We start from the raw sequence: 22,320 nt of genomic DNA, 5'->3' as shown, positions 1-22,320 counted from the left end.
GTGGTGACCGCCAGACGGCGGTCACGCTCAGCGCGCTGCGTCCGCAGGCGCTTTCAACTGGACGAGATCGATCTGTATCGACTCGCCTTCACCGTTAATCCAGACCTGACCGTCCTGTATCGTGCATTGCAATTGCATATTGCGTTGCGCGAGTTTGGCCAGCGCCTGACTGGTCGCTGCCGGCAGATTAAACACGCTCAGGTTCTTCGCCCTATCCACCTTGCTGGCAATCTGGTTCCACCAGATATTGCTCATGCTGCTATAGCTGTAAATCATCACTTGGTTCGAGCGGCCGCATGCTTTCATGATGCGCTTCTCATCCGGCTGACCGACATCTATCCACAGTTCGATCGCACCGGTTAAATCCTTTTGCCACAGGTCAGGCTCATCATCCGCGCTCAAACCCTTGCCAAAGGACAGGGCCTCATGCGCATGCAACACAAAGGCTAGGATCCTGACCATCATGCGCTCATCGGTCTCGGACGGATGGCGCGCTATCGTCAGCGCATGGCCATCGTAATACTGCCGGTCCATATCGGCGATTTGCAGGTCAGCTTTGAAAATGGTGGATTTAAGAGCCATGAAATTCTACTTTGATGAAAATGTCGCGCGTATGCGCACAACGGAACGGTGGCAAGAATAGCCGATCCAGCCCCGCTCTGCGATCAATTTATATACGCCGCATGTGCGTACGCATTTCGATATCGTTCAGAGCCGATTACGGCAAACGTTTAAAATAGCGATCGATCAACAGGATGGCTTGCATGCACACACCTACTCCCCCGGCAGCACACGATGAAGTCATCGCCCTTACCCAAGCCTGGCTGGAGAAAGCCGTTATCGGCCTGAATCTCTGCCCCTTCGCCAAAGCGGTCTACGTCAAACAGCAAATCCGCTATGTCGTCAGCACTGCGCGCAACACCGATGCCTTATATGAAGAACTCAGTGCAGAGTTGCAGCATTTGCATCAGAGCGATCCGGCCGAAATCGATACCACCTTGCTAATCCTGCCGGAGCTCCTGGCCGACTTCCTTGATTACAACGACTTCCTCGATGTTGCAGATGAAGCAATTGAAGATTTGGAATTGGATGGAGAAATCCAGATTGCCAGTTTCCACCCTGACTATCAATTTGCAGACAGCAAAGCAGACGATATAGAAAACTACACGAATCGTTCACCATATCCAATCTTGCATCTTTTACGCGAAGCGAGCATAGAGCGCGCAGTCGAAGCTTTCCCCGAGGCGGAGGAAATTTACGAAAAGAATATGGAAACGTTACGGAAATTGGGACTGGAAGGATGGATGAATTTACAATTGTTAGCACCCGGGCATAAGCGCAAATAATGACATACAAGTATTATTTAAGCATCGTTTAAGCGTGCACATTGCCATGCGGCATCATTCCTTAAAACAACAACAAGCATTGATTTTTAAGGTTTTTTTGTGAAAAATCACAGAAAAGAATAAAATTTCAATAACGCTACTTTTCTCAAAAAGAAAAGATTGTTTGAAGGAACTCTTGACCAATTGTGAGGCCAAAAGAACACTGAGTTGTAATTGCTTTTTTGAAATTCCTTGCTATATTGATTGCATATAGTTAATTTTTTCATATATGTCGTAATACCCTGAAAAAATCATCACCATTTGCAACTTTACTAATATGACAAGACTCCAATATCAGTAGCCGACGAAATTGCAAGGTGCCTTGCATTTCACCGATCCCTCGTTTGACACTTTGAAATCGAAGATATTATGACTACTCCAGATAGCCAAATCACAAGTAACCGACTTGCAGATCAAGTTGCGTACGACCCCAATCATTTGTTGGACTCCCTGATTGAAAGACTACATCTTAAAAATGATGCAGCTCTGTCGCGCGCACTGGAAGTTGCCCCACCAGTTATCAGCAAAATCCGCCATCGCCGTCTGCCGGTAGGCGCATCCCTGCTGATTCGCATGCACGAAGTCAGTGATTTGAGTATTCGTGACCTGCGTATCCTGATGGGTGACCGTCGCGATAAATTCCGTATCAGCGACAAGCAATTCAAACCAAAAGAAGGCGGCGTCGTAGCAAGCGAGCCGCAAGAGTAATGAAAGTTACCCGCAGAGTATTCTCGGCTTAGGCCGGGAATACGCCTGTCGACAAGTAACGATCCCCCCTGTCGCAGACGATAAAGACTACCGTCGCGTTTTCTACCGTCTGAGAAATCCTGAGCGCAACTTCACATGCGCCCGCTGCTGAAATCCCGCAGAAAATCCCCTCTTCTATAGCCAAACGACGAGCCATTTGCTCGGCTACAGCCTGGCTAACGTATTCAAGCTGGTCGACTTTGCTAGCGTCATAAATCTTGGGCAAATAGGCTTCCGGCCATTTGCGGATACCAGGAATTTGCGAACCTTCATCCGGCTGCACACCGATGATTTTGATGTCCGGATTCTGTTGTTTCAGATATTCGGAAACACCGATAATGGTGCCGGTCGTACCCATCGCGCTGACAAAGTGCGTGATCTTGCCGCCGGTATCGCGCCAGATTTCCGGACCGGTCGTTTCGTAGTGTGCACGCGGATTGTCCGGGTTGGCGAACTGATCCAGGATCAAACCTTCGCCGTTCTTTTGCATTTGTTCTGCCAGGTCACGCGCATACTCCATGCCACCGGTTTTCGGCGTCAGGACAATACGCGCACCGTATGCTGCCATCGCCTGTCTGCGCTCTTCGCTCAGATTCTCCGGCATCAGCAAGACCATCTTGTAGCCACGCATCGCTGCCACCATCGCCAGCGCAATCCCGGTGTTGCCACTGGTCGCCTCGATCAGGGTGTCGCCTGGCTTGATCACGCCGCGCTCTTCCGCGTGCAGGATCATGGAAAGCGCTGGACGGTCTTTCACAGAACCGGCCGGATTATTGCCTTCCAGCTTGCCGAGGATGACGTTGTTGCGACGTACTGCTTCTTCACCGCCCAGTCGTTTAAGTTGTACCAGTGGGGTATTGCCGATGGTGTCTTCGATGGTCAAATATTGCATAGTGAGTGCTTATATGGTGTATCCGGGAAAACGCCATTTTAATCGCAGATGCCTTTGCGCGTACGAACTCGATTAAAACCATGCGGACAGCAAAAAGCCCCATCCGCTGACGTGGACGGGGCTTTCTTGAAGATACGCAAATACCTGGCGCTTACTTCCCTGACTTGGCCTTCGCAGCACCCTTCTTTTCTGCCGGTTTGTTTACAGCTGATTTCCCGGCACCATTCACCGTCAGCCCGGCTTGCGAGAGCTTTTCAGCGCTCTTTTCACCTACGCCTTTGACGCGCTTCTGCAAATCATCCCAGTCCTTGAAATTGCCGCTTTTCTTACGCTCTTCGAGTATGGCCTTGGAGGTAGCCGGGCCTATGCCCTTGATGCCGTCCAGTGCCGCCTGATCCGCTTTATTGACATCAACTTGTGCCCACGCAAAGCTCATCGAGAAAAATGCAGCTACGAGTGTAAAAAACACTTTTTTCAACATTTGAATCTCCTGGTCAGTTTATAAAAATGCACAGAGATAACGACGTCAGACAGCTATATTTATCGCTAGCCCAGCGCCGAATGTAGAAAAAACAAGCAGGGATTTGAATCGGACATCTCCCAAAGGAAATACATCAAGGGAGAGAAAAGTGAGTACCGGCTAACCTACGTGCATTTAAATACACATAAAGCAGCTTAGCCGGGGGTATTGCAGACTACTTAATTCATGACATTCAATTCTTCGGTACGGCGTGGCGGGTAGCTTTCCCACTTGCTGCAACCTGGGCATTGCCAGTAATACTGACGTGCCTTGAAACCGCAATGGCTGCACTGGTAACGCGCCAGCTTTTGCGTGTAACCATGCACCAGGTTCTTGACCAGCGACAGTTCCGAACGCATTTCCGGCGGCGCTTCCATCAGACGCGCTTCCAGCAGCTTATCCAGCCCCAGCAAAGTCGGGGTACGCCGCAGTTCGTCACTGACCATTTGATTCGCTGCGTCTACACCTTCCAGTTCCAGCACGGCCTTGAACACGACTTCCAGCAAATCTATCGACGATGCCTCCGCCAGATAGAACTTCAACAGGTTCACGCCTTCCTGCGCCCGTCCGACTGCACGATAGCCATCCATCAAACGCTGCGCCACCAATGCCACGTGCGGCACGCTTTGATGCTCAACCCGGCGCCAGGTCAGCAATGCAGATTCGGTATCGCCTTGCGCCAGTTGCGCATCGCCCAGCAGGATGGTGGCTCGCACGCTGGTGCGATCTGCCGCCAATGCTTTTTCCAGCAAACTGATCGCGGTCTCTGGATGGGTATGCACCAATTCATCCTGCGCCAGCTCACAGTAAAACTGTGCGATTTCCTTCTGACGGCCGCCGGCACCTGATTCCTGCAATGCATGGGCCGCTTCGATCGCGCGCTCCCATTCTTTTTCGCGCTGATAAATTTCCAGCAATGCACGCCTGGCTTGCGCACCGTACTGAGTGTCTATCAGTTGGTTAAAGGTTTCCTCTGCCCTGTCCAGCAAGCCAGCGTTCAGATAGTCCTGCCCCAGCTCGTATTGGGCGTGCACCTTGTGTTCCAGCGGTAAATCAGGACGCGCCAGCAAGTTCTGGTGCACACGTATTGCGCGCTCAGTCTCACCGCGACGACGGAACAGATTGCCGAGCGCAAAGTGCAGCTCAGCGGTTTCCGGATCCAGTTTGACGATTTCGATAAAGGCGTCGATCGCCTTATCGGGCTGTTCATTCAGCAGGAAATTCAAACCCTTGAAATAGCCGCGCGGCAGGCTGCGCGATTCCGAAACCAATTGTTTGATATCCACGCGCGCAGCTATCCAGCCCAGGGTAAAAAAGGCCGGTATGGCAAGCAACCACCAAGTTTCAAATTCCATGCAATGTTGTGTCGTAGAGAGTAATCAAATGATGCAAGACGCACGACTCACAGATGAATCACAGCGTCCGGCTGTGGTGGCTGCGATTTCACCATAGCCTGTTCTTGTACTTCTTTTTGTATCGTTGCGATCGTCTTCTTGTGTTTCGCCAGTTCACGACGGTGACGGAACAGGGTCGGCGTCATCGCCAATACACCCAGAGCGGCACCACCGACAAAGAAACCCAGCAAGAGCAATACCAAAGGTCCGCGCATTTCATAACCGAGGAAGAACTGCAGCGAGATTTCCTGCGTATTCTTCATGGCGAAACCAAAGAACACGATGAAAAGCAGGACAGCAATAATTCTGAGCAGGATTTTCATGGCATTCGTTCCTTTATAAGCTGATCCGGGCTACTGCATGCCCTCAGTTTGGCACAGTAATAGATTAATGAAATTGTACGTGAAAAAAAACGGCATCCGAAGATGCCGTTCTTATTTCGTTACAAACAACTCAGTCTTCGATGATTGGTTGCCCAACCATCGCATCCACACGCTCACGCAACTGCTTGCCTGGCTTGAAGTGAGGAACCCGTTTTTCCGGGACCATCACCTTATCACCCGACTTCGGGTTGCGACCGATACGCGGCGGGCGGCTATTGAGTGCAAAGCTGCCAAAACCACGTATCTCGATGCGTTGTCCGGTTGCCAGGGCATCGGACATTGCATCAAGAATGGTTTTGACCGCGTAATCCGCATCCTTAGCTACCAGTTGCGGATAACGCTCAGCCAAGCGAGCAATCAGCTCCGACTTTGTCATTGACGATGGTCTTAGTTCTTGTTATCGAGCTTAGCTTTGAGCAATGCGCCGAGGCTGGTCGTACCCGATGCAGCGTTTGCATCCGACGACATTTTTTGCATTGCTTCTTGCGTTTCAACATTGTCTTTCGCTTTGATCGACAGTTGAATGCCGCGTGCTTTGCGGTCAACGTTGATAACCATAGCTTCAACTGTATCGCCGACTTTCAGGTGCGTACCAGCATCTTCCACGCGATCGCGGGAGATTTCGGAAGCGCGCAAGTAGCCTTCAACTTCATCGGACAATTGGATCACTGCGCCTTTAGGCTCAACCGATTTAACGGTACCAGTTACCAACGCGCCTTTGTCGTTCATTGCAGCGAAGTTGTTGAATGGGTCACCTTCGAGTTGTTTAACGCCGAGGGATACGCGTTCACGTTCCACGTCGATAGCCAACACGATTGCTTCCAGCTCGTCACCTTTCTTGAAGCGACGAACAGCTTCTTCGCCGGTTTCTGTCCAAGACAGGTCGGACAAGTGAACCAGACCGTCGATGTTGCCAGCCAGGCCGATGAACACGCCGAAGTCGGTGATCGATTTGATCGCGCCACGAACTTTGTCACCTTTTTTATGGGTCACAGCAAAGTCATCCCATGGGTTGGCTTTACATTGTTTCATGCCGAGGCTGATACGACGACGTTCTTCGTCGATTTCCAGAACCATGACTTCAACTTCATCGCCCAATTGAACGACTTTGTTTGGCGCCACGTTCTTGTTGGTCCAGTCCATTTCGGAAACGTGCACCAGGCCTTCGATACCTTGTTCGACTTCAACGAATGAGCCGTAGTCGGTCAGGTTGGTGACTTTACCGAACAGGCGTGTGCCTTGTGGGTAACGACGGGACAAACCGGTCCAAGGATCGTCGCCCAATTGTTTGACGCCCAGCGATACACGGTTTTTCTCTTGATCGTACTTGAGTACTTTCGCGGTGATTTCTTGACCGACGGTGAGTACTTCCGATGGGTGACGCACGCGACGCCATGCCAGATCGGTGATGTGCAACAGACCATCGATACCACCCAGATCCACGAACGCGCCGTAGTCGGTGATGTTTTTAACGACGCCAGTAACGATGGTGCCTTCTTTCAGGGTTTCCATCAGTTTTTGACGTTCTTCGCCCATCGATGCTTCGATGACAGCGCGACGCGACAGCACAACGTTGTTACGTTTGCGATCGAGTTTGATAACTTTGAATTCGAGCGTTTTGCCTTCGAATGGAGTCGTGTCTTTAACAGGACGGGTATCAACCAGCGAACCCGGCAAGAATGCGCGGATGCCATTGGTCAAAACGGTCAGACCGCCTTTGACTTTACCGTTAACGGTACCGACAACGATTTCACCGGATTCCATCGCTTTTTCAAGCGAGAGCCACGATGCCAGGCGTTTAGCCTTGTCGCGCGACAGGATAGTGTCGCCAAAACCGTTTTCGAGGGATTCAATAGCGACGGAAATAAAATCGCCAACGTTGACTTCGAGTTCGCCATTGTCGTTTTTGAATTCTTCGATAGGAATAAATGCTTCCGACTTCAAGCCAGCGTTGACGATAACGAAGTTATGGTCGAGGCGGACAACTTCAGCCGAAATCACTTCACCAGAACGCATGTCCTGACGTGACAACGATTCTTCAAAAAGAGCGGCAAAACTTTCCATACCAACAGGTGTTGCTTCAGAGGTGACAACAGTAGTCATAGATTTAAACAAGTTGACCAGGATTCGGGTTTAATCGATTGCCGTATATAAAAACAGCAAATGGAACGAATCATGGGTTAGGTTTTTCAACGCCTGCCCGACTTTGCACCGGACAGACACCAGGTACTACAAACAGCTACTACGCTTACTTCTTATTTTTACTGCTTAATTCTTTACAGCGGCATACCAGGTGAGCACCTGATCCACTGCTTGTTGCACAGTCAGATTCGAGGTATCCAGCAAATACGCATCTTCGGCGGGCTTGAGCGGGGCAATTGCGCGATTCGCATCACGGGCATCACGCTCGTTCAAATCCTTCAGAAGGTCTTCTATATTAGCAGAAAATCCCTTGTCAATCAATTGCTTATAACGTCTTTCAGCGCGCGCTTCGGCACTGGCGGTGAGGAAGACCTTGAGTTTGGCGTCCGGGAAAATCACGGTTCCCATATCCCTGCCATCAGCAATCAGGCCTGGAGCTTCACGGAAGCGCAACTGCAAATCGACCAAGGCCTTGCGCACAGCAGGCAAAGCAGCGATTTTTGATGCTGTATTACCAACTTCCTCAGCCCGGATCGACATTGTGACGTTTTCACGATCAAGGAAGATGTCGCCATCTTTGAAGCCACATTTGAGGGTTTCGACGGAATTAGCGACAGCTTGCTCATCATCAATGGCGATGCCGCGATACAAGGCAGACAAGGCAGTCAGACGATACAAAGCACCCGAATCGAGGTAGTGGAAGCCAAGTTCGGTTGCTACCAATTGGGCAACCGTGCCTTTGCCGGAAGCGGTCGGACCATCAATAGCGATGACCGGAATAGCGGAAGTTGGAGTGGATGTCATTTAACAAGTGTGTCAAAAATACAACTGCGGCCCAGCGCCGCAGTCATAAAGGGAATGGATACTAGCGGGATGACACTACATCCCGCCATGCATTAAAACAAACTCTCTTCGGTAACCTTGGCAAAGGCTTCGAAATACTCAGGGAAGGTCTTGGCCACGCATTGCGGGTCATTAATACGTTCCTTGTTGCCACGGCGTGCTGCCCCATCCAGGGTCGCCAGCGAGAAGCACATGGCCATGCGATGGTCGTCATAGGTATCAATCGCTGCGGACAGTATCTCGGCAGGTGGCGTCACCTTCAGGTAGTCTTCGCCCTCTTCCACGATCGCACCCAGCTTGCGCAGCTCGGTCGCCATCGCACTGATGCGATCGGTTTCCTTGACGCGCCAGCTGCCGATATTGCGCAAGATGCTCGGACCGTCGGCATACAGTGCCGCAACGGCTATCGTCATCGCTGCATCCGGAATATGGTTGAAGTCGGCATCAATCGCGCGCAAGACACCATTCGACTCGGCTTCTATCCAGTTATCGCCCATGCGTATGGTTGCACCCATTTGTTCCAGCGCTTCCACAAAACGCACATCGCCCTGGATGCTGTCCTGCCCCACACCTTCGACACGCACCGGACCACCAGCGATTGCACCAGCGGCGAGGAAGTAGGATGCCGACGAAGCATCGCCTTCAACATGGATATTGCCCGGGCTGATATAGCGTTGACCGGCTTTCACCGTGAACGATTGCCAGCCGTTGCGTTGCACTTCCACGCCAAAACGCTGGATCAGGTTCAGCGTGATTTCGATATACGGCTTGGAGATCAACTCACCGATCACATTGATGGTTACATCCTGTTCGCGCGCCATCAAAGGCGCAGCCATCAGCAACGCCGTCAGGAACTGACTGGATACATTGCCACGCACCGACATCTCATGCGCGTGTATACGACCACGCTGGATATGCAGCGGCGGATAACCCGGCTCGCCGGTGTATTCAATATGTGTACCGATTGCATTCAAGGCATCGACCAGATCACCGATAGGACGCTCGTGCATGCGTGACACGCCATGCAAGGTGTAATCACCACCTGTCACTGCCAGTGCCGCGGTCAACGGACGTATCGCGGTACCTGCATTACCCATGAACAGATCGGCCTGGTGTACCGGAAAGCTGCCATCGACGCCGTGCACGATGTAATCCTGCGACTCGCCTATCTGCTCCCATTTGACGCCCAGTTTTTGCAATGCCATCAGCATGACATGCGTATCGTCGGAAGCCAGCAAATCACGGATATGCGTCGTCCCCTGCGCCAATGCTGCCAGCAACAAGGTACGGTTGGAAATACTTTTGGAACCAGGCAAACGCACCACGCCTTTCGCGTGCATCGCCGGTTTCAGGTCAAGATAATGCGGATAGTGTTTCATTTATCGCCATCTGGTTGGTGCTGAGGTTCAGCCGTTTCTATGCTGCGCTGCCAGTTCTGGCGCGCCTGCTGTGCGTTCGCAAACATCGCTTGCATCGCCAAACCATCACCAGCCGCCAATTGCGCACGGAAGCGGGTCAGCTGTGCAATATAGGCATCCAGTTCAGTCAGGATCGCGCCCTGGTTAGACAAACTGATATCGCGCCACATCTCGGGGGAAGAGCCCGCTATCCGTGTAAAATCGCGGAAGCCGCTGGCGGCGTACTGAAACAGCAAATCAGCGTGCGGTTTGTTCGCAATATCGTCTACCAGTGCAAACGCCAGCAAGTGCGGCAAATGGCTGACAGCTGCAAATACTGCATCGTGATTTTCAGGTGTTAGCTGATGGATGATCGCACCGCATTGTTGCCAGGCTTGCGCTACCAAAGCGACATCGGCGGCGGAGTTTTCCGCCAGCGGCGTCAATACGACCTTCTTGCCTACGTACAGATCGGGAATCGCTGCTTCAGGGCCATTGGCTTCCAAGCCGGCGATAGGATGACCGGGTACAAATTGCGTAATCTTGTCACCCAGGACTGCACGCGCAGTAGTGACGACTTCGCCCTTGATACTCCCGGCGTCAGTCACCACGGTACCGGCTTGCAAATAAGGCTTGATAGATTTTAGGATCACTTCGGTTTGCGCAACCGGTGCTGCCAGCAATACCAGGTCAGCACCGCGCAAAGCCTCTTCAACCGACGTACTGGCGACATCGATGATGCCCAGTTCTTTAGCGCGCTCTAACACCTTAGCGGTGCGCCCTACGCCAACGATTTGTTCAACTGCTCCCGCCTGGCGCAAAGCGCGCGCAAACGATCCGCCTATCAAACCCACTCCAAAGATGACGATTTTTTTTAGCACGAGAGCGTAGGGATTAAAGTTGATCGGTTCAATACAAAATCAGGCCAGGGCTTTTTTCAACGCGGCAATGAAGATGGTATTTTCTTCTTCCAGTCCAATGGAGATGCGCAGCCATTGCGGCAAACCATAATTGCCGACCGGACGCACAATCACGCCCTGCTTCAGCAAAGCCAGGTTGACGCGCGCACCGGCGCCATCGTCATCACCAACCTTGACCATGACGAAGTTACCGGAAGATGGCAAATAGCGCAGCTTCAATTCATCGAAAGCCTGTGTCAGTTGACGGTAACCGGCGGCATTCAATTGCGCACTTTTCTGTACGAAAGCATGGTCATTCAATGCAGCAATCGCCGCAGCTTGCGCCAGCGAATTCACGTTGAAAGGCTGGCGTATGCGATTCAGCAAATCGGTGATGCCCGCTTGCGCAATGCCGTAGCCGATGCGCAAACCTGCCAGGCCATAGACCTTGGACATGGAGCGCGACACCAGCAAATTAGGATACTTGGCGACCCAGGCGATGGAATCGTATTGCTGTTCCGGTGCGAGGAATTCGGTATAGGCTTCATCCAGCACCACCACCACTTCCGGCGGCACGCGCTTCAGGAAAGATTCAATCTGCTCACCCGGGATAAAGGTACCAGTCGGATTGTTTGGATTCGCGACAAAGATCAAACGCGTATCAGCTTCTATCGCATCCGCCATCGCATCCAGGTCATGGCCAAAATCTTTCGCCGCGATTACCAGCGAACGGCCACCGACGGCTTGCGCCGCCAGCGGATACACGGCAAAAGAATACTGCGCGTAAATGACGGATTGACCCGGCTGCACGAATGCGTGCGCGGCCAGTTCGAGGATGTCGTTGCTGCCGTTACCTAGTGTGATCCATTCAGCAGGCACACCATACTTGGCGGTCAGCGCTGCTTTCAGCTCAAAACCATTGCCATCCGGATAGCGACCGGCATCCGCCAGCGCTGCTGCCATCGCCTGCTTCGCCGCCTCAGGCATGCCGAGCGGATTTTCGTTTGAAGCGAGTTTTACGATTTTCGCTTCATCGAGGCCGAATTCACGCGCGACTTCAGCAATCGGGCGACCGCCCTGGTAAGGCGCAATCGCACGAACGTAGTCAGGACCAAACTTAATTGACATAGCAGATTCCAAAATTAATCACGTCTGAAGCAAAGTCGGGCACCGCATACAGTGCCCGCTATAGATCACAAACTGGAAGGATACGAACCCAGCACTTTGAAAAATGCTGCGTTGTCTTTTAGCTCTTTCAAGGCGCTTTCGACCTTGGCGTCTTGCAGATGACCTTCGACGTCGACGTAGAAATAATACTCCCACGTACCCATGCGTGCCGGACGCGATTCAAAACGGGTCATCGACACACCGTGCTTGGCCAGAGGTGCCAACAAGTTGTAAACCGCACCCGCCTTGTTTGGCACCGAGAGTACCAACGAAGTCTGATCCTTGCCGCTGGCCGACGTTTGCAAACGGCCGATGACAGCAAAACGTGTACGGTTATGCGGATCATCCTGGATGTGCGCCTTGATGACTTGCAACTGGTATTTCTGTCCGGCGATCTCACTTGCAATAGCAGCCACGCTCGGATCTTCGCCCGCCAGGCGCGCCGCTTCGCCATTGGAAGCGACAGCCATACGTTCGATGTTCGGGTAGTTCTGGTTCAACCAGACCTGGCATTGCGCCAGCGCCTGCGAATGCGCACAGATAGTTTTTACACCTGTCATCGAACCGGTACGCGTCATCAGGCTGTGATTCACCTGGATAGACACTTCACCGCTAATCGTCAGTGTGGTTTGCAACAGCAAATCCAGCGTACGATTGATCACGCCTTCCGACGAATTTTCGATAGGCACGACGCCGAAATCGGCAGTACCCGCTTCGGTAGCGCGGAAGACTTCATCGATGGAAGCGCAAGGCATCGCATCGACAGAGCGACCAAATTGTTGATAGACAGCCTGTTCGCTAAAAGTGCCGACCGGTCCCAGGTAAGCGACGGTCACGCGCTTTTCCAGCGCGCGGCAAGCTGACATCACTTCACGGAAAACAGTCTGGATATCGGTGTTGAGCAAAGGCCCGGGATTACGTTCTGCCACGCTGCGCAAGACCTGCGCTTCGCGTTCCGGACGGAAGACCGGTGCATTGGTCTCCGCCTTGACGTGGCCGACTTCCTGCGCGACGCGTGCGCGTCGATTCAGTAAATCGAGAAGTTGCGCATCGATGGCATCGATTTGTTCACGCAGTGGTTTGAGCTTGTCGTCGGTCGTCATAGTTATGCAAACAATCTTTTATTTGAATAAAAATCAGCCGTACTTTTTCTCGAAGTCTTTCATGAACGCGACCAGTGCCTGTACACCTTCCATCGGCATCGCGTTGTAGATCGACGCACGCATGCCGCCGACCGAGCTATGGCCTTTGAGTTGTACCAGGCCTTGCTGGTCCGCTTCCGCGATGAACTTGCTATTGAGCGACTCGTCTTTCAGGAAAAACGGTACGTTCATGCGCGAGCGATTCGCTGCAGGAACATTGTTCAGGTAGAAACCGGTCGAATCCAAATAGTCATACATCAATTTCGCTTTCGCGATATTGACCTGCTCCATCGCAGCCACACCGCCCTGGCGTTTCATCCATTGGAAGGTAAGGCCGGCGATGTAGATAGGATAGGTCGGCGGCGTGTTGAACATGGAGTCATGCTCAGCCACTTGCTGCCAGTCGAATGCGGACGGGCAGATAGGCAATGCGTGACCCAGCATGTCATCACGCACGATGACGATGGTGACACCAGCAGGACCAATGTTCTTTTGTGCGCCAGCGTAGATTACGGCGTACTTGGAGATATCGATTTCGCGCGACAGGATATTCGACGACATATCCGCGACCAAAGGTACGTTGCCGACGTCAGGTGTGAAGTCGAACTCGACACCGCCGATGGTTTCGTTGGTGCAGATATGCACATAGGCGGCGTCAGGTGTCAGCTTCCAGGTATCACGTGCAGGGACATAGGTGTAACCTTTGTCTTCGGACGAAGCAGCAACATTCACCTTCGCGTACTTGTGTGCTTCTTCGATCGTCTTGCTCGACCAGTGACCGGTGTTGACGAAGTCGATAGTCGCAGGTTGCGCTTTGTGGCCAACCAGGTTCATAGGCACGATCGCGTTTTCCGCGATGGCACCACCTTGCATCAACAGTACTTTGTAATTATCCGGAATCGACAACAAGGAGCGCAGATCGGCTTTGGTTGTTGCCAGGATTTCCGTAAATTCCCGCCCGCGATGGCTCATCTCCATCACTGACAAACCGCTACCTCTCCAGTTTGTCATTTCCTCTGCTGCCTGCTTGATTACTTCTTGAGGCAATGCAGCCGGACCCGGCGAAAAGTTATACACACGCTTCATTATTCTGCTTCCTCCGTACCGGATTGATCATCATCAACTTCTACATCTGATTCAAGTATGCGTTGCAGTCCGCTCAGCTTGGTGCCGTCTTCGACTGCAATCAGGGTCACACCTTGCGTCGCACGGCCCATTTCGCGGATCTCTGCCACGCGGGTACGTATCAGTACGCCACCGGTCGTAATCAGCATGATTTCATCGCTGGCATCGACCAGGGTCGCCGCCACAACTTTGCCGTTACGTTCGCTGGTCTGGATCGCGATCATGCCTTTGGTGCCACGACCATGACGGGTGTACTCGGTGATAGGCGTACGTTTGCCAAAGCCGTTTTCCGTTGCCGTCAGCACGGATTGCTGTTCGTTCTCAGCCACCAGCAATGCAATGACTTGCTGACCTTCTTCCAGGTTCATGCCGCGCACGCCGCGTGCTGTACGGCCCATAGGACGTACATCGTTTTCGTCGAAGCGCACTGCCTTGCCGGAATCGGAGAACAGCATGACGTCATGCTTGCCGTCGGTCAGTGCAGCACCGATCAGGAAGTCGCCATCATCCAGGTCGACCGCGATGATGCCGGCCTTACGTGGATTGCTGAAATCGCTGAGCGAGGTTTTCTTCACGGTACCGAGGCTGGTTGCCATGAAGATGTAATGATCTTCAGGGAAGCTGCGGTTTTCGCCGGAGATAGGCAGGATCACAGTGATCTTTTCGCCATCCTGCAGCGGGAACATATTGACGATAGGTTTGCCGCGCGAGTTGCGCGAACCTTGTGGCACTTCCCATACCTTCAGCCAGTACAAACGACCGCGGTTGCTGAAGCACAAGATGTAATCATGTGTGTTCGCGATGAAGAGCTGGTCGATCCAGTCGTCATCCTTGGTCGCCATCGCCTGCTTGCCGCGACCGCCACGCTTCTGCGCACGGTATTCGGAAATCGGCTGCGCCTTCATGTAACCGGTATGCGACAAGGTCACGACCATATCCTGCGGTGTGATCAGGTCTTCGGTACCGAGGTCGGTAGCATTCAGTTCGATGGTCGAACGACGTTCATCTTTATTGCCGATGCCGTAGTCGTTTTTAGCCAGCGTCAGTTCATCATTGATGATGACGGTGACACGCTCCGGCTTGGCCAGGATGTCGAGCAAATCAGCGATCTGCTCCATGACTTCCTTGTATTCATTAACGATCTTGTCTTGCTCCAGACCGGTCAGGCGTTGCAGACGCATCTGCAGGATTTCCTGTGCCTGGTCATCCGACAGTTTGTACAAGCCGTCAGTCTGGATGCCGTAATGCTTAGGCAGGTTTTCCGGACGGAATGCATTCACGCCACCGATAGATGCTTCACCGGTACGTGCCAGCATCTCACGCACCACGGACGAATCCCAGGCGCGCGACATCAGATCAACTTTTGCCACCGGCGGAGTCGGTGCTGCTTTGATGATCGCGATAAAGTCGTCAATGTTGGCCAATGCAACTGCCAGGCCTTCCAGTACGTGACCGCGTTCGCGTGCTTTGCGCAGTTCAAATATGGTACGGCGTGTTACGACTTCGCGACGATGCGACAGGAAGCATTCCAGCATCTGCTTCAGGTTCAGCAACTTAGGCTGACCATCCACCAGCGCAACCATATTCATACCGAAGGTGTCTTGCAGCTGGGTCTGTTTGTACAGATTGTTCAGCACGACTTCCGGTACTTCATTGCGCTTCAGTTCGATCACTACGCGCATACCCGATTTATCGGATTCGTCGCGGATGTCGGAGATGCCGTCGAGCTTCTTGTCACGTACCAATTCAGCGATACGTTCGAGCAGCGACTTTTTGTTTACCTGATACGGCAACTCGTCGACGATGATGGCCGCACGGTTTTCCTTGCCGAATTCCTCGAAGTGCGTCTTCGCGCGCATCACCACACGGCCACGGCCAGTGCGATAACCATCGCGTACGCCGGACACACCATAAATGATGCCGCCCGTAGGGAAGTCCGGTGCCGGAATGATTTCGATCAGTTCATCGACTGTCGCATCTGCATTGCGTAACACATGCAAAGCACCATCGATGACTTCAGTAATATTGTGTGGCGGGATATTCGTCGCCATACCGACCGCAATACCGGACGAACCGTTGATCAGCAGGTTAGGAATACGCGTCGGCAGTACCGATGGTTCCTTTTCCTTGCCGTCGTAGTTCGGTACGAAGTCGACAGTTTCCTTGTCCAGATCAGCCAGCAATTCGCCAGCGATCTTATCCAGACGACACTCGGTATAACGCATAGCCGCTGCGTTATCGCCGTCGATGGAGCCGAAGTTACCCTGCCCGTCGACCAGCATATAGCGCAGCGAGAACGGCTGTGCCATACGCACCAGCGTGTCGTAAATCGACGCGTCGCCGTGCGGGTGATATTTACCCATGGTTTCACCGACCACGCGCGCACATTTCACGAACGGGCGGTTCCACACGTTATTCATCTCATGCATGGCAAACAATACCCGGCGATGCACCGGTTTCAAGCCGTCACGCACATCGGGCAATGCGCGGCCAACGATAACGCTCATCGCGTAATCGAGGTAGCTCTTGCGCATCTCTTCTTCGAGTGAAATAGGAATTGTTTCTTTAGCGAATTGATCCATTGGCGGTTCGTCTGGTCTTTGGCTAGGGGTTTTAATAATGAAGAATCGCTTGAGCAGTAAAGCTTAGTTACGGGCGATCCGGCAAATCGTAAGATTTTAACACGGCAGAGACCTTCGCTCCCCGCTTTCGGCATTCCGGGAGCTTTCGCCGCGGCGACCATTGCGGTCACGTGGCAAGAAGAAAATATGTTTAAATGCTGACTGTCAAAAATTTGCTGCTTTTTCCAGCACTCATCTATTAATAAGAGAAAAACATGATCAACAAAGTGGTCCTTGGTTTGCTGCTTGGCGCATCCTCCTCCTACGTCGCCGCGCAAACTGATATTCAGGTCCCAGCCAACAATGCTTATGCCCAGGACAGCCGCGGCGTCGTCACACGCAGTGCCTTTGGCCTGTGCTGGCGCTCCGGCACGTGGACGCCAGCCGATGCAGTCCCAGGCTGCGACGGTGCATTGGCCTCCCCTATTCCGAACCCAATCGCACCCGACGTTGCCAGCCATCTGGATGGCAAGGTAGCGCCGGTTGCGCTTGCGGCCAATCCTTGCGATTTCACTATCGCACTGGAAAGCGACCAAACCTTTGGCCTGAACCAGGCAGTGTTAAATAGAGCAGCCAAAAACCGCATCGATCGCGACGTCCTGCCAAAACTGACTGCCTGCAACGGCGCCAGCAGCATGACGATTACCGGCTACACGGATCTGCTGGGCAATGCGCACTCCAACCAGGCCCTGTCGGAAAAACGTGCCGCTGCGGTCGCCGGCTATCTAAAGAAAAAGGGCGTGACGGTCAATATGAAGGTAGCCGGTGCCGGTGCGACACAGCCGATCAAGGAATGTGACAGCAAATTGAGCCGCACCAAACTAGTTGCATGTTTAGCACCAAATCGGCGCGTTTTAATAGAAATGCACAGTTTGCCGAAATAAAAGAGTGCTTTTTAATAAATATTTCTTCAAAACATGAACGTTTTTGATGTCCAAAGGTCAATGTTTTGCGAGGGGAAATAATTCTTAGCAAGCGTTGTTTAAACACAACGCTTTGGAAAAAACGTTAATTAGTCGATTTAGCAATCGGTCGTTGTAGTGGCTGGCTGTGGCAAAATGGAGCCAAGTTAAACCATTGCATGCGAACAATTTGTTTCATGTGGTTGTTGAAGCGCGTGTTAATATCCATTTCCGATGTCATTCACGTAATTTTGCGCAGTTTAGTCTGCGGATATCTCACTCGAGAGGAGAAAGAAATATGAATAAATTAGCAAAACTCGTCTTCGCTGCGTCCGCGATTGTCGCAATGTCTGCTCAAGCACAGACCGACATCAAAGCAAGCACACCAAACAGCGCTTATGCACAAGCTACTAACGGTACGATCGTTCGCAACTCGACCGGTCTGTGCTGGCACACTGGCTACTGGACACCAGCTGACTCGGTTCCAGGTTGCGACGGTGCACTGGTTGCAGCTGCAGCCCCTGCTCCAGCTAGCCCAGCTCCAGCAGTTGTTCCAGTTCCAACTTCGGAAAAAGTAACTTTCGCAGCTGACGCATTCTTTGATTTCGACAAAGCAGTGTTGAAACCAGAAGGCAAAGCTAAACTGGACGATCTGACTTCGAAACTGAAAGATCTGAACCTGGAAGTTATCATTGCTGTTGGTCACACTGACTCGGTCGGTTCCGATGCATACAACCAAAAACTGTCGGTTCGCCGCGCAGAAGCTGTTAAAGCTTACTTGGTTGGCAAAGGCGTTGACGCGAAACGTGTTTACACCGAAGGCAAAGGTGAAAAACAACCAGTTGCTACTAACAAAACAGCTGCTGGTCGCGCACAAAACCGTCGCGTAGAAATCGAAGTTGTTGGCACACGCAAATAATTCGTTTCTAGCGAAATCTAAACCCCGCTCCGGCGGGGTTTTTTTTCGTCTGCGCAAACCAGCGCGCTCGCCGCACTTTCCAGTTATCATTTAGCCCATGAACGCCGATCCTTTAGAACTGAAAAAATTTAGCGATTTGGCCCATCAATGGTGGGACCCAACATCAGAATTCCGTCCTCTGCATGAAATCAATCCGCTGCGCCTGGGCTGGATCAATGGCCGTGCGCCACTGGCTGGCAAAACTGTAGTCGACATCGGTTGCGGTGGTGGCATCCTGGCCGAATCGATGGCCAAGAGCGGCGCCAATGTCACCGGCATAGACCTGTCAGAAAAAGCATTGAAAGTAGCCGATCTGCACAGCCTGGAATCCGGCGTACAGGTACGCTATGAACTGATCGCGGCAGAAGATCTGGCGGAGCGCGAAGCTGGTCGCTACGATGTGGTGACCTGCATGGAAATGCTGGAGCACGTACCGGATCCTGCAGCCATCGTTGCTGCCTGCGCCAAACTCGCAAAGCCAGGTGGCAAAGTATTCTTCTCGACCATCAACCGCAATCCGAAAGCGTATCTGCATGCGGTCATAGGTGCAGAATACTTGCTGCGCATGCTGCCCAAAGGCACACATGATTACGCCAAGTTCATTACTCCGGCAGAGTTGTCACGCTTCGCACGCGAAGCTGGCCTGGATATCGATGCACTCAAAGGCATGGGCTACAATCCATTGACCAAGATCTACTCGTTGAACCAGGACACCAGCGTCAACTATCTGATCGCCTGCACCAAGCCAGCCTGATCTTCGACACACTGCAAGGCCTGCGCATGTAGCCTGGCCTTGCTTACCTCTCTGCACGAGTTCACATGACACTACGCACGCCACTCGCCATATTGTTTGATCTCGACGGCACACTCGCGGACACCGCGCCCGACCTGGCCGGAGCCGTCAATCAATTACGCATTGCACGCGGCCTGGAACCAACCGACTACGAATTGCTGCGTCCTACTGCTTCTGCTGGCGCACGTGGCCTGATCGGTGCCGCCTTTGGCCTGACTCCGCAAGATGCCGAGTATCCTGAACTACGCGATGCTTTCCTGAAAAACTACGAAGCATCGATAGCAGTAGAAAGCCGTCTGTTCGATGGCGTCACTGAACTGCTGGCGCAATTGCAGGATCAGGGCATCGTCTGGGGCATCGTCACTAACAAAGTCAGCTACCTGACCGACAGACTGGTACCGCAAATTGGTCTGGATCACGCAGCCTGCGTCGTCTCCGGCGACACGGCCAGCCATCCCAAGCCGCACCCTGCCCCGCTGTTTGAAGCCGCCAAACGCATAGGCATAGACCCTGAGCACTGCTGGTACGTTGGCGACGATTTACGCGACATCCAGGCTGGCCAGGCTGCTGGCATGACTACCATCGCAGCAGGCTGGGGTTATTGCGGAAATGTAGAACCGGCAAGCTGGAATGCGGATGCATTGGCAGAGTCACCACAGCAATTATTTACACTGATTAAGCAGTAAAACGGCAATGCAGCTTCAGATACACCGGCAAAAATCGGCTCACTTGAATCTGCCGTGAAACACCCCATCTAATGCGATACAATGGCAATGCTTTGGGGGCGACCTGGTTTCGACAGGGGTTGCAAAGCAGCGCAGGGCATACCGAGGACTGGTCACCTCGTAAATACAACCAGAAAAGTAATAACTGCAAACGATAACTCGTACGCACTAGCCGCTTAATACCGGTTAGCTTCACACCGTTTCTTCCTTGGGGCGGGCTGGCAACAGCAGTGAAGTCATATACAAGGAATCGCGTCGTGCCGGGTCACTTGGCAAGACGTTAAACAATAGGTGACTCGCCTGTCCGCAGCGTGTGCGTCCGCGTCGTACGGGTTAAATCAAATGGCAGCACTAAGTATGTAGAACTGTCTGTAGAGTGCTTCTGGACGCGGGTTCGATTCCCGCCGCCTCCACCACCAATACAAAAGGTCATCCATCAGGATGGCCTTTTTTATTTGTATTGACGTTGAGGGGATCGAACTCGCGGGACGCGGGGCGTAGCCAGGGTTGCGCAACGCATGCGTTGTGCTGGCTGAGCGCTGTGCGCTTGCAAGCACACAGTCGGGAGCCCACTATCGTAATCCACTGACAGGTCCTTATTGACACTCCTCCCCTTACGGCAACAGAATCGAGCCAGACAGCTATTGGATTTCATCATCACACCAAGCTGCGACGAAGAATTGGCTGAACGCCTAAAGATATTGCAAGTTTCCCGCATCCTTCTGAAGCCATTCAAGGTCAGGGATGTTATTTCAACTATCGAAATGGTGAGTCGTCCGGCTTCGTAAGTCCCACCCTATGCGCTTTCCGGCTCAGGAAAGAGGTGATCATTTGACCTAGCCACATCAACACGCAAAAAATGTATGGCAATATGCGCCCTGAAGGATAAGTGCGGCAAGTATGTATTGGGCAGGCTGATAACGGGCGTATACAGATATGGCAAAGCTGTTGTTACTGGAAGATGAGGTTGACTATCGGCAGGAAATCGCCGACTTCCTGAGGAGCGAAGGACATCAGGTGATGGAAGCAGGCAGCGCCGCAGAATTCATGCCCCTGATGGATGTCATGGATATCGCCTTGATAGACGTGGGACTGCCGGACGGCGATGGCCTGGAAGTCGCAGCCAGGTTGCGTCAGTATCGCAACAAATGCGGCATCATCATGCTGACCGCCCAGGGCGGCGTCAATTACAAAATTACTGGCTTACGCGACGGTGCCGATCACTACCTGGTCAAACCGGTACGCTATGACGAGCTATTGGCCCATATCAGCGCGCTGGAGAGACGCATGGGCCTGGGTGGATGGCGGCTCGATAGCGTGGAACGCAAGCTGTATGCGCCTAACGGGCATGCCGAAGTATTATCTGAATACGAACTGAAGTTGTTCGAACTGCTGGCCGCGCAAGCCGGCCAGGCCGTCAGTCGTCGTACTATTGCGAATGCCTTCGGTGCCGACTGGCTGGATTACGATGAACGCAGGCTGGAGCAAATCGTTAGCCGCCTGCGCCGTCGCTGGCGAGAAAACTGTCCGGAAGAACTTCCCTTCCGAACCGAGCATGGCAAAGGCTATAGCTTCTGCGCCGACATAGAAGTATTTTAAGCAGCCGCTAACAAGGCATCTGCGCCCTATCCCATGCTATTTGAAACGATATTTGAGACCGACCGTAACAAGGTTGGTGCCCGCATAGCGCGCATACATGATGCGTCCGTCCACGTTCCCGAATAGCCGGGCTTCATAACCGCCCCCCCACGTAAAGTCTGTATCCGTTTTCCGGACCGAGTTAGTTCTGCGTAATGCAGGAAACTCGATCGTGGTATTGATAGTCGAATACGTCGCGCCGCCCAGTACATACAGGCCAGGTAGGAGCTCGGGTAATTTATAAAAGAAAGCCAGGTCATGATTTTTGGTCTCGACCCGCGCATTGTAAGAAAAGACGCCGTTAATCGCGCTTTGCTTATAGTCGCTGGGACGTACCGCTCCCAGCTCTACGCTCAGCTTGGGCGTGATCTGGTAACCGACGTAAAGTCGGCCGCCATCCACCCTGTCCGTTTCGGAAGTAACCCGAGAATTCGGAGTTAGCGGGTCTTTTTTCTTGACCTTGCCGCTACCGGCATCCAGGCCTAAATAGAATTTCCCGACATCATTTTCATCTGCAAACGAAACGGCGGAAACGACGGATAGCACTGCAAAAACGAGCGGTTTAATGGACATTACACTTCTGACGAAAACGGAATGCGTGACCCTGAACAATGGGAAACGGCAAATTGCTGCCATGCCGACCTTAT

General features: G+C 52.6%; 22 protein-coding genes and 1 other RNA gene. 8 read left to right on the top strand and 15 right to left on the bottom strand.

Translation table 11 applies throughout. The annotated features are described in order from the left end of the window. Positions 1–27: 27 nt before the first annotated feature. Positions 28–582 carry a YaeQ family protein gene (locus tag H7U06_RS05345; RefSeq protein WP_175625122.1) on the bottom strand — a complete coding sequence of 185 codons (555 nt, stop codon included), beginning with the start codon at positions 580–582 and terminating at the stop codon, positions 28–30. 182 nt (positions 583–764) lie between these two features. Here H7U06_RS05345 and H7U06_RS05340 point away from each other — a divergent pair, with 182 nt between their 5' ends. Both H7U06_RS05340 and H7U06_RS05335 read left to right on the top strand, forming a co-directional pair. Then, positions 765–1,346: a DUF1415 domain-containing protein gene (locus tag H7U06_RS05340; RefSeq protein ID WP_175625121.1), complete on the top strand. Its 582-nt coding sequence runs from the start codon at positions 765–767 to the stop codon at positions 1,344–1,346. Between the two features lie 408 nt (positions 1,347–1,754). Continuing rightward, a complete protein-coding gene (locus tag H7U06_RS05335) occupies positions 1,755–2,093 on the top strand; it encodes a hypothetical protein (RefSeq protein ID WP_175625120.1) in 339 nt (112 codons plus the stop codon). A 28-nt stretch (positions 2,094–2,121) separates the two neighbouring features. Here H7U06_RS05335 and cysM read toward each other — a convergent pair whose 3' ends face one another. The 13 genes from cysM to gyrA all read right to left on the bottom strand — a co-directional run bounded on the left by cysM (position 2,122) and on the right by gyrA (position 16,618). Next, the gene (gene cysM, locus H7U06_RS05330) at positions 2,122–3,024 is read right to left on the bottom strand and encodes a cysteine synthase CysM (protein ID WP_175625119.1); all 903 of its coding nucleotides are present in this window, start codon (positions 3,022–3,024) and stop codon (positions 2,122–2,124) included. A 151-nt stretch (positions 3,025–3,175) separates the two neighbouring features. After that, the gene (locus H7U06_RS05325) at positions 3,176–3,505 is read right to left on the bottom strand and encodes a helix-hairpin-helix domain-containing protein (protein WP_175625118.1); all 330 of its coding nucleotides are present in this window, start codon (positions 3,503–3,505) and stop codon (positions 3,176–3,178) included. A gap of 218 nt (positions 3,506–3,723) precedes the next feature. Then, a complete protein-coding gene (gene lapB / locus H7U06_RS05320) occupies positions 3,724–4,899 on the bottom strand; it encodes a lipopolysaccharide assembly protein LapB (RefSeq protein ID WP_175625117.1) in 1,176 nt (391 codons plus the stop codon). Positions 4,900–4,946: 47 nt separating this feature from the next. Beyond that, the gene (locus H7U06_RS05315; RefSeq protein ID WP_175625116.1) at positions 4,947–5,261 is read right to left on the bottom strand and encodes a lipopolysaccharide assembly LapA domain-containing protein; all 315 of its coding nucleotides are present in this window, start codon (positions 5,259–5,261) and stop codon (positions 4,947–4,949) included. Positions 5,262–5,391: 130 nt separating this feature from the next. Then, positions 5,392–5,697, bottom strand: a complete 306-nt coding sequence (locus tag H7U06_RS05310) for an integration host factor subunit beta (RefSeq protein WP_011871954.1) — start codon at positions 5,695–5,697, stop codon at positions 5,392–5,394. Between the two features lie 11 nt (positions 5,698–5,708). Beyond that, a complete protein-coding gene (gene rpsA / locus H7U06_RS05305; protein ID WP_175625216.1) occupies positions 5,709–7,385 on the bottom strand; it encodes a 30S ribosomal protein S1 in 1,677 nt (558 codons plus the stop codon). A gap of 204 nt (positions 7,386–7,589) precedes the next feature. After that, positions 7,590–8,267, bottom strand: a complete 678-nt coding sequence (gene cmk, locus H7U06_RS05300) for a (d)CMP kinase (RefSeq protein WP_175625115.1) — start codon at positions 8,265–8,267, stop codon at positions 7,590–7,592. 92 nt (positions 8,268–8,359) lie between these two features. Further along, positions 8,360–9,685, bottom strand: a complete 1,326-nt coding sequence (gene aroA / locus H7U06_RS05295; RefSeq protein WP_175625114.1) for a 3-phosphoshikimate 1-carboxyvinyltransferase — start codon at positions 9,683–9,685, stop codon at positions 8,360–8,362. Continuing rightward, positions 9,682–10,584: a prephenate dehydrogenase/arogenate dehydrogenase family protein gene (locus tag H7U06_RS05290; RefSeq protein ID WP_175625113.1), complete on the bottom strand. Its 903-nt coding sequence runs from the start codon at positions 10,582–10,584 to the stop codon at positions 9,682–9,684. The genes aroA and H7U06_RS05290 overlap by 4 nt, the downstream gene beginning before the upstream one ends. Positions 10,585–10,623: 39 nt before the next feature. After that, positions 10,624–11,730, bottom strand: a complete 1,107-nt coding sequence (hisC, locus tag H7U06_RS05285) for a histidinol-phosphate transaminase (protein ID WP_175625112.1) — start codon at positions 11,728–11,730, stop codon at positions 10,624–10,626. Between the two features lie 65 nt (positions 11,731–11,795). Then, on the bottom strand, positions 11,796–12,872 hold the full coding sequence (pheA, locus tag H7U06_RS05280; protein ID WP_175625111.1) for a prephenate dehydratase: 1,077 nt from the start codon (positions 12,870–12,872) through the stop codon (positions 11,796–11,798). Positions 12,873–12,905: 33 nt separating this feature from the next. Further along, positions 12,906–13,997 carry a 3-phosphoserine/phosphohydroxythreonine transaminase gene (gene serC, locus H7U06_RS05275; RefSeq protein ID WP_175625110.1) on the bottom strand — a complete coding sequence of 364 codons (1,092 nt, stop codon included), beginning with the start codon at positions 13,995–13,997 and terminating at the stop codon, positions 12,906–12,908. Continuing rightward, positions 13,997–16,618: a DNA gyrase subunit A gene (gene gyrA / locus H7U06_RS05270; protein WP_175625109.1), complete on the bottom strand. Its 2,622-nt coding sequence runs from the start codon at positions 16,616–16,618 to the stop codon at positions 13,997–13,999. The genes serC and gyrA overlap by 1 nt, the downstream gene beginning before the upstream one ends. A gap of 254 nt (positions 16,619–16,872) precedes the next feature. On the opposite strand from gyrA, the gene H7U06_RS05265 reads away from it, so the two are divergent. The 6 genes from H7U06_RS05265 to H7U06_RS05240 all read left to right on the top strand — a co-directional run bounded on the left by H7U06_RS05265 (position 16,873) and on the right by H7U06_RS05240 (position 21,634). After that, complete coding sequence (locus tag H7U06_RS05265; RefSeq protein WP_175625108.1) at positions 16,873–17,541, top strand: OmpA family protein; 669 nt, start codon at positions 16,873–16,875, stop codon at positions 17,539–17,541. A gap of 316 nt (positions 17,542–17,857) precedes the next feature. Then, positions 17,858–18,478 (top strand): outer membrane protein OmpA, encoded by a 621-nt coding sequence (ompA, locus tag H7U06_RS05260; protein WP_124573344.1) that lies wholly within the window; start codon positions 17,858–17,860, stop codon positions 18,476–18,478. Positions 18,479–18,575: 97 nt separating this feature from the next. Then, on the top strand, positions 18,576–19,271 hold the full coding sequence (gene ubiG, locus H7U06_RS05255; RefSeq protein ID WP_175625107.1) for a bifunctional 2-polyprenyl-6-hydroxyphenol methylase/3-demethylubiquinol 3-O-methyltransferase UbiG: 696 nt from the start codon (positions 18,576–18,578) through the stop codon (positions 19,269–19,271). 65 nt (positions 19,272–19,336) lie between these two features. Then, positions 19,337–19,996, top strand: a complete 660-nt coding sequence (locus tag H7U06_RS05250; RefSeq protein WP_175625106.1) for an HAD family hydrolase — start codon at positions 19,337–19,339, stop codon at positions 19,994–19,996. 94 nt (positions 19,997–20,090) lie between these two features. Then, positions 20,091–20,451, top strand: a transfer-messenger RNA (tmRNA) gene (gene ssrA / locus H7U06_RS05245). A gap of 520 nt (positions 20,452–20,971) precedes the next feature. After that, positions 20,972–21,634 carry a response regulator transcription factor gene (locus H7U06_RS05240; RefSeq protein WP_175625105.1) on the top strand — a complete coding sequence of 221 codons (663 nt, stop codon included), beginning with the start codon at positions 20,972–20,974 and terminating at the stop codon, positions 21,632–21,634. Positions 21,635–21,670: 36 nt separating this feature from the next. Here H7U06_RS05240 and H7U06_RS05235 read toward each other — a convergent pair whose 3' ends face one another. Beyond that, a complete protein-coding gene (locus H7U06_RS05235; RefSeq protein WP_175625104.1) occupies positions 21,671–22,246 on the bottom strand; it encodes an outer membrane beta-barrel protein in 576 nt (191 codons plus the stop codon). Positions 22,247–22,320: the final 74 nt, after the last annotated feature.

Source organism: Herminiimonas sp. Marseille-P9896 (genome assembly GCF_903993245.1).
In the GTDB taxonomy this organism is placed as follows: Bacteria; Pseudomonadota; Gammaproteobacteria; order Burkholderiales; family Burkholderiaceae_D; genus Oxalicibacterium; species Oxalicibacterium contaminans.
The sequence above is the reverse complement of the archived record's forward strand: the minus strand, read 5'-3'. Positions and strand labels throughout refer to the sequence as shown.